This window comes from Candidatus Hydrogenedentota bacterium (assembly GCA_016791475.1).
Classification (GTDB): domain Bacteria; phylum Hydrogenedentota; class Hydrogenedentia; order Hydrogenedentales; family JAEUWI01; genus JAEUWI01.
On record JAEUWI010000005.1, the window covers coordinates 63,527 to 76,024 of the forward strand.

Here is a 12,498-nt window from a genome sequence, read left to right on the forward strand (position 1 = left end):
TCCTACACGCGGCTCCGGGCGCTTTTGCGCCGTACGCCGAAGGCCAGGCCCGCGAAGACCAGCGACAAGAGCACCACATCACCCAGCGGCGAAGAGGTACCGCCGCCATTCGGACCGCAACTGAAGGGTCCGATGTTCGGCTTGGCCACGGGGTCGCTGACAAACTCGAAGGCGTTCAGCTTGATCGCTTCCGTGCCGTTCGTATCGTTCGCAACCGTTACGCTCATCACATCCACTTCGGCAAAGCCACCGGTCGGGTAGCCCACGCTGATTTCCGTACCCTCGCTGTTGACCGCGAGGATCGTCATCAACGTTTCGCCAAAGCGAACGATCATGTCCTCACGGGCTCCGAAGTTCGAACCGATGACCTTCACCGGGAAGTCCGACTTCTTGGCCTTCGCCGGCGACACGCGCGTGATGACCGGAGCCACGTCGCCCGTGCCGTTCACCAGCGTGAAGAGATTGGAGCGACTGGCCTCCTTGCCCGTATCGCTGTTGCGGACAATCAGGATGATGGGCGCCTGGGGCGCATCTTCCGCACGCGTCGTGATGGTCACCGAGATGCTGGTGTCCGTCGCCTGGTTCACGGTCACGTTGTAACCCGTCAGGATCACTTCCGGCTTCGTGCCGAAGCCCGAACCGTAGATCACGAAGGTGAAGGGGTTGCTCTCCAGCGTCTGGGCCGGCAGTTCCGTGGTGGACGCCGAGTTGATCACAACCGAGGTCGGGCCCGTGGGCTCCTTCCGCGCGGTGAGGATACCCGAGCGCTTCTTCTGGTTCGAGTGCGTGCGCACCCAGTTGAAGCCGCTGTTGTCCACTTTCGCGCCCGGCTTGTTCCCGTTCATGAAGTACCGAACCTGTTCGTCCTTGAAGATGGACACGAAGCCCACACCGCGGTTACCCCACGGGAATTCCTGGAACTTCTTGTAGTCTTCCCGTTCCGCGCCGGTCAGGCGGAAGAACACATAGGGATCCGGTTCCGTCGGGGTGTTCGGACCCCACGAAACGATGCCCATGCGGAAGTTGTCGTCCACTTGCATGCCTTCCGACGCCCGGACCACGATGAAGAAGTCGGACTCGGCATTCTCGCCGTCCCAGGATGCGGGGACCCACTGGCGGTTGCGCGGCAGCTTGCTCACGTTGTCGCCATTGAATCCGGTACCCGGCAGGGAGAAGGCGAACTTCACCTGCGGCGCGTCGCCGGAGATTCCGGACAACTGGGGTGCGCCATCCAGGCTGAGCGGGATATCGATCGCGGGATCGAAGTGGCCGTTGCGGTTCTCCGGATTGAAATCGTTGTCCCGGTAAATCGCCACGCCACTCAGGCGCTGGTCAAGGTTCATCGGCAGTAGATCGGTCACCACGTCGAAGTCGGCGCTGTTCGATTCGTTATAGAACTCGACCACCACCTGTTCGAGGAAGGTCGGATTCTGAACGATCTTCCACGCGCCGTCCCGCGGCTCGCCACTCAGCAGCGTCAGCGCGGTTGCCGAGTTGCCGGTGATCTCATAGGCCTCGTAGCGCGAGTCTATCAGGTAGTCTCCGACAAAGGTGTTCGCAGTCCAGCTCGCGCCGGCCACGGTGAACACGCCCTCGGTACCCAGACCCGTCGAGCCTTCCGCCCGCACGCCGTCGGCCTGGTTGGTCGACGCATCCAGGCCGATGGTCGCCACGGGCGCGCCACCGATATTCAGCGTCGAGGTCAGGCTCGTGAGATCTTTGATCTTCAGCGGCACGTTGGTCGTCACCACGTCGTGACCCACGAAGTCCTGCACCGGATCTTCTTCCGGACTGCTCTTCGTAAGCGCGCCCGCACTCGCCTGGCCCGTGGGCACGAAGCGGATACCCGCGTCGCGCTGGCCCTCCGCGCGGCCCGGCAGCGACGCCGGAATCACCACGCGGAATTGCTCGTTGGCGCTCGCGTCTTCGGACAACTTCACCGTCACGAAGAGTTCGTCACCGGGCTGGGCCGCTTCCAGATCCAGCGCCTTGGCGGCGAGCTGGCCGCCCTTGCCGAGCTCGAGACGGAACTTCTCGGGCAGGGTGAAGTCGATCTCGGGGAACTCATCCACCGCGATATCAAGGACGCTGTCTTCCTCGTCCGTGCCGCTCACGAAGTACTCCGTGGAGTCCAGCAGAGCCTGGGTATTCGGCAGGGTGCTGCCGCTCCGTTCGTACTCTTCTTTCAGGCGGTGGCGCAGACCGGCGCCGGCGCTGGTCGGACGGGCCAGGAAGTCGAACCAGTCGAAGACCACCACGTTGTTCAGGTTGGGGTTGCGTGCTTCATAGGCCGGCTGCCACGTATCCACGAGCCAGTCCGCCCATTCGCGCGCCAGATCAGCCTCCGAATCCGTGGTCTGCCCGGCGGGGAGCGGCGGTGCCGTCACCACGACGAAGAGCATGTCCGGATTGGCTTCGAAGATAGCTTCGAGGGGTTCATAGACCTCGCCGGAGCCGTCGGTGTAGATGCTGCCGCTGCCGGCGCCGTCCGGATGCTGGAATACGGCCTTGTAGTTCTCCAGCGTCATCGCTTCGCTGAAGGGGTTGCCCGGCGCGGTACCCGCGCCCTCCAACTGGTTCGTGAAGGCATCGCTGCTGAACATGACGATCCGGTTGAAACCGTTCGCGGTGTCGCGCTCGCGGATTCCATCGAAGTAGTCATTGAACCACAAGAGCCAGTGACGGATGTCGGTATAGTTACCCGGCGTGGGCTCCATCGAATCGGGACGACCCGAGTCCGCGGATACATCGGAGAGCTCGCGGATGTCGTTGCGCTCGTCGATGTATTCCTTCTCCACAAGGGCGTCGTTCAGACCGCCGCTGGTCAGCCACTGGCTGCCTGCGCCGTGATGGATATACACGAGATCGTCCGTTACGCCGTCGCTACCGCCGCCGCCGCCGCCGCCGCCACCGCCGCCGCCCGAGCCGGTGCCACCGCCCGAGAAGCCTTCGCAGACGAACACATAGTCGATGTCGAAGGTTGTGCCTTCCTCATCGTTGTGCGGCACGGGCCACAGGGACGCCAGATTCATCTTCAGCACCCAGGCCTTGTCCACATCGTCGATCAGTTCGTCGCCGTTCATGTCGTCCGGCGTGCCGTTGCCGTCGAGGTCGACGAACTCGGGCGCGGACGACCACTTGGCGTTGTTCAGGGGCACGATTTCTTCCGTGCTCAGGAACGCGCCGCCATCGGAGTACGAACGGAAGTCCGACTCATTCAGATAGGTGCCGCCGGACAGAATGCCCGACTGGCCGGTGTCGCTGTCCTGCCAGAGCAGAACGCCGGAATCCAGATTGATGCCGGCCTGATCCAGCGGATAGAGATCCGACGGATCGAAGTCCGGACCCCAGAAGGCCAGGTTGATTTCGGAGATGAAGGTCTCCGAAGACGCATTCACGGCCGCGTCCGCGGTGCCGACGGCGTTGATGCCAATCACCGGGGTGTGGTTGTTGTTGATGTCCGTACGCTGAGCCAGAATACGGGCTTTCGCATCCTCGTCGTTCCAGTCCGACAAGTGCGGATACTGTCCGGGTATCAACTCCTGCGGCCAGGACGCATAGTCCGGCAGCGTGGGCTGCAACGGAAGCTGCGCGATGGCGGACGAGCGGGGGATGTCCGACGGCTCGCCCGAGCCGAAGGGCGCGGTTTCGAAGGGATACTGGCGATCGATATCGTCCGGCGCCGTATTGATTACCTCCGACTGACCGCCGATATCGAAGGTCAGCGTGAAGAAGAAGGTCGCCCGTTGCACGTCGATCCCGTGGAGGTTCTCGAAACGCGTCTGCTGGATACCAAAGGGATCCATCCAACGGTCAAAGTAGGTCTGGCTGGTTTCCTCCGAGGAGAAACCATAGCAGATCGAAGAACCGAAGGGTATCGAGAAGAAGATGTCCGAGAAGCGCGCGTACTCCGAGTTGGTCCCGTAGGTCATCTGCAGATCGTGCACATCCAGGCCGACGCGGATCGGCTTGGCGGACTTCGCGTTCATGGTCCGCTCGTTCCACCAGGGCTCGTCGAAGCCCCAGCGGGAGTCATCCTGCCACAGCGTGTAGACCTGGTTGCCTTCGCCCGCCACCGGGCCGAGGGCCGGAATCATGCTGCTGACATAAATACCGCCTTCGAAGGTCTGGTTGGTCGTGTCGTAACGGCGCGGCTCCACGAAGGCGCGGAAATCGGCGCCCGGCTGGATCCCCTGGCCGTCGGCCAGACCCTGCGACACATCCTTGAATCCACTGTCCGTGCGGATTACCACGAAGTAGTCCGGGCTGCTTTCGCTGGTCGGCAGGTCCGTATCCGGATCTTCAATCGTGAAGTTCGCGTCCGGAACAGCCTCGATACGACCGACACCATCGGCGCCGTTGCGGCGTTCGAAGCCGTGATTCAGACTGAGCTTCCACCACGGATCACCACCTCCGGGCGGGAAGGGGATGTATTCCCATTCCAAGTCGGCGGCGTACAGCGGCTCCATGGGATAGTCGCCGTTGTAGGTCACACCAACGCCGTCCGCATTCGCGGTGGGCGGATCGAAGACCGCGTTGTTGTTCTCGTCCACCCAGAGCCAGGCGCCACTGAAGGTGAGATCCGGCGCTATGGCGATTTCATCGTTGCCCGTCTCCGGGATACTCAGCGACTGGTTGTTCAGGCCGACACGCGGATCGAACCCGCCGTTGCCGGGGGTACCGAAGGGATCGGCGCCGATATCCGTCATGATCAGGTTGATCTGCTGGATAACCGGCTGCTCTTGATCTTCGTCACCGTCGGTAAGGCGAACGCCGCCCGTCTCCGGATCGAAGAAGTCAAAGTGCTCCGAGGCGGTCGAATGGATGTTGATGTTGAGTACGTTGACCCATTCCTCGACCGCGACCAGGCGCCGCATTTCCAGGGTCTCGCCGCCCAGCACACTGAGGATGCGATCCGGCGTGTTCCACCGGGGCCGGGTAAATTCGGCCGTCGGGATCTGGTAGAAGATGGGATTCGCCCAGGAATTGATATTCGGGGCGTCCAGCGCGCCATCGTTCGAACCGCGCGCGTCATAGACGCCGAAGCTGGACGAATAGGCCGGGTCTTCTTCCAGGATTTCTCCGTCGAGGAAGTTTGGCGTGTAATCGTCAATGGGCGCACCCTCGGCGTCCGTCGGTATGCTGCCGGTTTCATCCGGCACGATCATTTCCGCATCCAGCACGGTGGTCGCCAGCGTGAGCTGGGAGCGCCAGGTCGCCGAGGTGCGCACCGCGATGATGAAGGAGTTGCCGTCGATCGTGTTGTCGCCGGTGGGTCCAGCGGGGACCAGTACTTCCGGATCTTCCGGCGTGCCCGTACCCACGAAGTCGAGGGTATAGGTCAGGTTGCCACCGGTCGTGTCGAGCGTGGCGATGCCGCCGCCGGACGCGTCCCACGTGGCCATCAGGAAGTCGTTCTCCACGTTGAGGTTATTATTGTCCTCATCGTCGTCGGAGAAGTTCTCGTAGAAGATACCGAACTCGAGGAGGTCCGAAGGCTGGGGACCACCCGCGTTGATGTAGCCCAGATCGGCCGACGCAACGTCGCTGCCGTGGATCTGGTAGACCAGGCTGCGCAGAATGCGCTGGGCCGGAGTCTCTTCGTCGGTGCTCAGAACCACATTGAGCACGGGGACCCAGTCCGTGAGGGGAAGGAGGCCTTCTCCGTCGCGGATCAAGTTGGTCACTTCAAAGCTCGCCGTGGGCTCTTCTCCCTCGCCTTCGCCTTCGCCTTCACCCTCGCCTTCACCTTCGCCTTCGCCTTCACCCTCGCCCTCGCCGCCGGCGCAGCCCGCACCCGTGCAGGGACGTACGCGGATATAGTTGGTCAGTTCGATGCTGCGGGTGATCTCTTCGCCCGACACCCGGTCGCGGAAGGTCACCTGAAGCGTGATCGTGTAGTCGCCCGGCGCGAGATAGCGGTGTTCCGGATTTTCTTCGTCCGAAGAGGATCCGTCGCCGAAGTTCCAGGCGAAGGCAATCGCCTCGTAGTCCGGCCCCGTCTCACTCAGGTTCGTGAACACCACGTCCAGACCGTCGGCCAGGACCCCTTCCGGATCCGGGGTGATGAAACCGTCCAGCGGCGTCGCAATCGCGTCCGCGAAGGGATACTCCACGATCTCGATTACGTTCACCCGAGTGACCGTGTCTTCCACGCCATTCGCGTCGGTCACCGTGACAGATACGGTGTAGGTTCCCTCGTCTGTATACGTGTACTCCTGATCATAGCATGTCTGGGAGGGGTTCGCTGGATCAGGCGCGTTTGGGGTAGGATCGCCATTTTCCAGAGTTGTACCATCGCCAAATTGCCATACGATTTTGGTCACCGTACCCGTGGTGCACATCGTAAAGATGACCGGCTCGCCCACGGTCTGGCGATGGCGATCAATCGTAAAGTCCACTTCTGGCGCTTCGCTGGACGTGATTACGCCCGTTCGGCCAGAGACGTTCGGGTTGGTTCGAATCCAGTGACGCACGTTGCGGTCGTCCTGACTGTGATCCTCTTCCGTCGTCGGCTCGACGCGGTTGCGGTCCTTGTTGTAGGTCCAGTAGCGGACTTCCGGGCGCTCCTTGAAGAAGGTAATGAAGCCGAGGCCACGGGCGCCCCACGGGAATTCGGAGAAGATGTCGAATTCGTCTTCGCGCTGACCGCTCGTGCCACCCAGATCCGGGCTGAAGTTGTCGGGATCGGGTTCGGAAGGAGTATTCGGACCCCACGAAACGATGGCCGCGCGAAAATCATCGCCGAGACTCATGTTGCGCGAACTGCGAACAACCACGAAGAAGTCGGAGCCGAACTCCGGATCGCTGTTGGCCAGGCCGAAGCTCTGAGGAATGACCTGGCGGAGTCGCGGCTGCGACGCATAAGGCACCGATTCCCGACCGGTCAGATCGTCGGTACCGGGCGATGAGAAGACAAACTTCACCTGGCGTTCCGGCTCACCGACCTGCCCGATGAACTTCGGTTCATCATCCAAAGTCAGCGGAAGGTCGATATACTCCATATCGCCCGTGTCTGGATTCAGGAAAGGCGGATCGTACACGCCGTTCGTGTTGTTCGGGTGCATATCGTTGTCGCGATAAAGGGAGACGCCGCTTATAAGATCATTAAGCGGATCTTCCGTTGCCAGTGGTAGCAGGTCGCGTTGAATATCGAAGTCACCGTCGTTTCCTGTGTCATAAAATTCCACAATCACCTGTTCCAGGAAGGACGGATTGCGTACGATCATCCACGCGCTGCCATTGGCGGGCACGCCCGCGCGAAGGGTGAGGGTGGCGCCGTTGACTCCGGTGATTTCATACGCCTCGATCCGGTCAGGCTCGATGCGACTGTCGCCGTTGTCGTCGTTGTCCTCGTACATGGCAATGAGCCAATCCCCGACGTTTTCCGCAGTGCCCGCGAAGCCAGTCGCGGTGAATGTATTCGGCCCGGCGGTACCGGTTGCGCCGCTTGCGATGAGGTTCTCGCGACGGTTGGCCGACGCGTCGATGCCGAGCACGGCCGCCGGCAGGCTGCCGGGCTCGATCGTGGCCGGGAAGGTCGACGGCACGGAGGGTCCGTTCAGGCCGGTGGAAATAATCCGCGCCGGCACATCGATCGCGAGCATGTCGTGTCTGAAGAAGTCATACGTTCCTTCGTCGGGGTGAACCTTTTCGAAGGAACCGACGCTCGGATAGGTCCGGGGCGAGATTTCGATGCCGGCGATCTGCTCGGCGGCGGGGGTGCGGGCGGGCAGCCGCGCGGGAATGACCGCGCGAAATTCTTCGAAGGCACTGATTGTATCGGAGGTTCGAATGACCACAAAGAGGTCGTCGCCCTGATTGCCACCCGGAGTAAGGGCCTTGGTCTGGGGCAGACTTAGATCCAGAAGCGTCGGCTGGCTCGCCCAGAAGCTGGGCCAGTTGCTGACAAAATCCTTGTCTGCCGACTTGCCGGCTACGCTGGCCTTTCGACCGTCATCGTCGCCCGAGTCGCCGCCGGTGTCACCTCCCGCGTCGCCACCGGTATCGGTGCCGGTATCATCCGTCCCACCGACGGAACCGTTGGGTGCACCGCTGCGGATGTCGGACTGGGGTACGTTCCACAGTTCCGCCAGTTCGAATGTCAGCACCCAGGCGCGGTCACTGAGACCGTCAAAGCGGGCCTGATCCCCCGCAGACAAGGTGGCGCGGAAAGCCGCGACTTCGGCTTCGTCGTACTGGTCTCCCAGGAAGACGATCCCGTCACCGCTGAGGTCGTCGGCGGCATATGCCCCCGTGTTGGGGTCCAGTTTGCCATAGAGATTAATCGGCTCCGGTTCCACACTCCACTGAAGGCTGCCGGGTTCCACCGGTACGATACGGTCAATGAAACCTGGGTTGGAGGTACCTTCGGTGATCGCGGGCCCGTCAAAAACACCGTTTCCGTTGTCTTCGTACACCAGGACGCCCGACGTAAAGAGGGTGCCGTCTTCGTCCAGACCCGCCAGATCGAGGGAGGTGAATTCCGGGCCCCAGAAGGCTACCGTCAAGGCGTTCACCGACAGATTCGGGAAACTGTTGACGTTCAGGTCGTCCGCCCCCACCAGGTTTACACCCAGCATTGCGGTCGGCTGGGAATTGTACGAGGCATACTGCTTGAGCCAGCGCGCGGCGCGAACGCCCTGATCGGCGGGAAGAACATCGCGATCAAGACCGGCCGGCCAGTTGCTCACACCGGGATACTCGCCCCGAACCAAGGTATCGTTTACGATCATCCACTTGCCGCGACGAACGCGCTGATTAACCGGCACACCGGTCGGGTGCTCGCGGATGGTCAGTTCCTGGCCGGTGGTCCTGAATCGGTCGAGTAGCAGAAGGTGACCGTCTTCGAGAGTCAGCGCGTTGCCCGCGTTGCTTACAATGCGGCAGCGAGCGCCGTTCTCGTCAACGAGCCACATGCCCGCGACGTCGCCGATCGCGCCGTACTGGGCGTCATTCGCCTCGAAGACGTAGACGTCGTCGGAGTAGGTGAATTCGGAATTCGGCGACGTGGGATTGCGATAGTTCTCGTTCGCCATGGCGCCTTCGGACTGAAGGTACACTTCACCCGAGTTGCCGGCATTCACAAATCCATCGCTGAAGATCGGCCAGTTTTCATAACGCGGCAGCGTGGGCTGCTGCGGAGGATTGGGGAAGAATACCGAACGCGGATCGTTCAATTGCGCGTCCACGGCGTCGCCCGCCAGCTTGAAGGGCACGGTCTCAAAGGCGTACTGGGAAGAAGTCAGGGTGTCGTCCGCCAGCAATCCCGTGGCGCTCAGCACTGAGTGACCGGTCGATTCAATGCCGTCCGTAATATCCGGGAAACCTCCGGGGCTATGGTATTCGTCGAAGCGCGATTCCAGTATGCCCAAGCTTGTCAGGGAGCTGCCATCGAAGTCGCCGGTGATCAGATCGGCGCCCGCCAAGGCCGGATCCAGCCAGAGGCTGTCATGAGAGCGAATCTGCTGATTCAAGAAGCTCGGGAAGGGCGAGGTGAACCAATCGGTCTCACCCAGGAAGCCCGCCTGTCCGATCTGGATAAAGGTCTCTTTGGCGTACAGGTTCGACGTGCTGTAGGTCAGCACCAAATCGTGTACCTCGAAGCCGCTGCGCTGTGGTTTGGCGGTGTTGCGATCAGTGTAGCGTTCGGGCCACCAGGGCTCCACGTCAAAGGTATCGCTGAGGGTCGGGCAGGGGTATACATCCGGCGGACAGATATAGTCCACGCGAACGTCGTCCTGGACGTAATTCGGGGTGTTGGCAAAACTGGTCAGGCCGTTCGGGTCGATCACGTCGCCGGAGGGTGTGTTAAGCACATTCACCTGGCTGTCGAACCAGATACCGCCGTCCCAGTGACCATTCTCCACCGGCGCGGAAGAAGTGGAGCCGGGGCGACCGGTCTGCCAGCGACGGGGCTCGATAAAGGCCCGCATATCGGCGCCGATCGCGAGTCCGGTACCATCGCCCGGCACGCCGGAGATGTCCGTGAATCCACTGTCTGCGCGCATCGTTACAAAGTAGTCCGCACGGGGACGTTCGGTCGGCGCGTAGGGATCCGGGATCGATTCGACCGCGCCGTCGTCGGGGTTGCCAAAGGCACCCTGACGGTCAATGCCGGCCAGGGTCATGCGGAGTTTCCACCAGGGATCGCCACCGCCGGGGGGGAAGGGCACGTATTCCCATTCCAGTAGACCGGGCTCGACAGCTTCAGCCGCGCCGAAGTCAAAGGGCTCCATCGGATGATCGGTAAAGGACACACCGACCGTTCCCGTGTTGGCGGGAACGTCCAGGAGGCCGTTTCCATTTGCGTCTTCGTAGACCCACACACCGTTGAAGGCGTAGTCCACGTTGCGCGCACTTGAGGGACTCGGACCGCTGGTGGCGGTGAGGGTCTCCAAGCCTTCGGTCGGATCGAATCCACCGTTTCCGGGGGGGCCAAAGGGATCGCCGCCGACGTCGGTCACGACGAGATTGACCTCGCGCAGGCCCACACGGTCCTGCGGCTCTATAAAGCCGAACTGGGTCGCATGGGCGTTAATAGCGACGATCGGCACCCACGTTTCAATCGCGAACAGTTCACGAAGATCCAGCCATTCACCCGTCACCGCGTTGACGATGCTGTCGCCCACGTCCCATCGGGGGCGGACCTGTTCGCCATAGGGCGTATACATGTTGATGGAATGGGCCGAGCGGTTGTAGGAACGATCACCAGGTTCAGCAAAGAAGTCATCCCAGCCGGACTGGTCCCACACTTCGAAGCTGGCGGAATAGCCCACTTCCTCGGAAATGGGGCCTTCCGTGAAGTCCGGAAGGTTGTCGAGCAGCGCTCCGTCCGAGCCTATCGGGCGGGAGCCGACTTCCTGGCCCTCGTCATAGGCCGCGTTGTCGGAGTAAGGCTGCATACGTGCCCCATACACAATCACTCCGAGTGAGGTTCCCGAGGTCCATTCACTGGAGAGGCGTACCATGACCAAGTAGCCATTGTCCGGCGATGGCCCCGTTATGGGCCACTCGTTGAACGGAAACTTCGGGTTGCTCCCGGTTATCGCGGGGAAGTCCAGGAAGGGGCTGTTGGGAAGATAGCCCGGATCGTTCGGGTCAAACACAAAGTTCAGGTCGTAGTAATTGTCGTTGATCCGGTAGTTGCGGCCATTCGGACCCGCAACCAGATTGCCCCCGAAATTATTCGAACCAGCCCACACGGGCATCTCGTACGGAAAGCCGTGAGCATCCCACGTAATCATGGGCGAGGTCGGGTCAAAACTCGGGTTTTCAAAATCTATGCCATCCCAGACACCGTCCGGACCGCCGTCTCCGGAATCGCGGAAGATGGCGAACTCAAGAAAATCCGATTCTTCGGGGTTAATGGAGGTGGGGTAGGGTTCATCATCCGGGTGCAATTCGCGAGTTACGCGGAACTGGAGGTTGGTCAGAGCCCGCGGTGCGTAGGCATCTTCGCCATAGTTCATGTTGAAGCGAAACAGCGGAACCCAGTTGTTCAGTGGTAGTAGGCCCGCATTGTCGTTCGCCCCTACAACAGACTCGATTTCGAGCGTCGCCGCAGGCGGGGTTTCGCCGGCGGCCGTGGCCACGGCCGTGGCCACGAAGTTGAAGCCATTGGGCGGGCAAAGCACGTTGTTCTCGAACACAAGCTGGATGCCAACGTTGTAGATACCCTCTTCAAGGGGCAGAATTCCCTGATCCCCGTTGGTGCGCAATTCCCCATTGTTCAGCGTGGCGCTGACAGGTACCTGCTGGGCGAATACCGGCTGGTTGAGATCGTCCAACTCCTGGCTTTCAATCCGCCAATTCACGGCGATGAGACCGGTAAGGTCGGTCGATCCATTCAGGGTGGAATTATTGCTGAAGGTGAATTCCGCAGGAGCCGGACGTGATGCGGGCGACACGGCAACAATGTGGACCACGTCCGCGCAGTTTACCTGCTTCTCGTCGCCCGTGGCGCCGGCGGTGGTGAATTCCGCCAGCGCGAGCGCCGACGCGCCTGCCGCCAGCTTGATCTCCGGTGTACCGGGCAGCTCCGACGGCGCCTGCTCCACCGAGAGATTGATTTCCGGCAGGTTGGGATTCTTCCCTGCGGCGCGTATCGGCTCTATGATCAGCGCGGGTTCGCTTGTCTCCGTTTCCGGGGAGAGGGCCGCCTGGTTTTCGGGCGACGGATTCTGCGCGGGTTCGGGGACGCGCTGCGGCGTGGCTACCGTGGCCACCGCGGTGGCCGCCGGGTTGCCGGTCGCCTCCACGGCGCCGGGGCCGTCGTACTGCCACACCGATACCCCGAATACCAATAGACCCGTTAGGGTTAAGCCTGCCAAGGCGCCGTGCATCTTGCTCACGTTTGAACTCTCCTCCGGCGGAAAATAAGACTTCCCCTCACAGCGCGGTGCCATGGGGGTAAAACTTCGATTGAATGTAGAGGGTAGCACCCGGGCCCGTCAACGCACCCGAAAAACACACTCCCCCGATTCGGGCAATGTCTTC

At 61.6% G+C, this 12,498-nt stretch carries 1 protein-coding gene; it reads right to left on the minus strand.

Features of this window, described 5'->3' with window-relative positions:
- Nucleotides 1–2: 2 nt before the first annotated feature.
- Entirely contained in the window at nucleotides 3–12,353 is a 12,351-nt protein-coding gene (locus JNK74_04060; GenBank protein ID MBL7645348.1) for a PKD domain-containing protein, read from the minus strand.
- Nucleotides 12,354–12,498 lie beyond the last annotated feature (145 nt).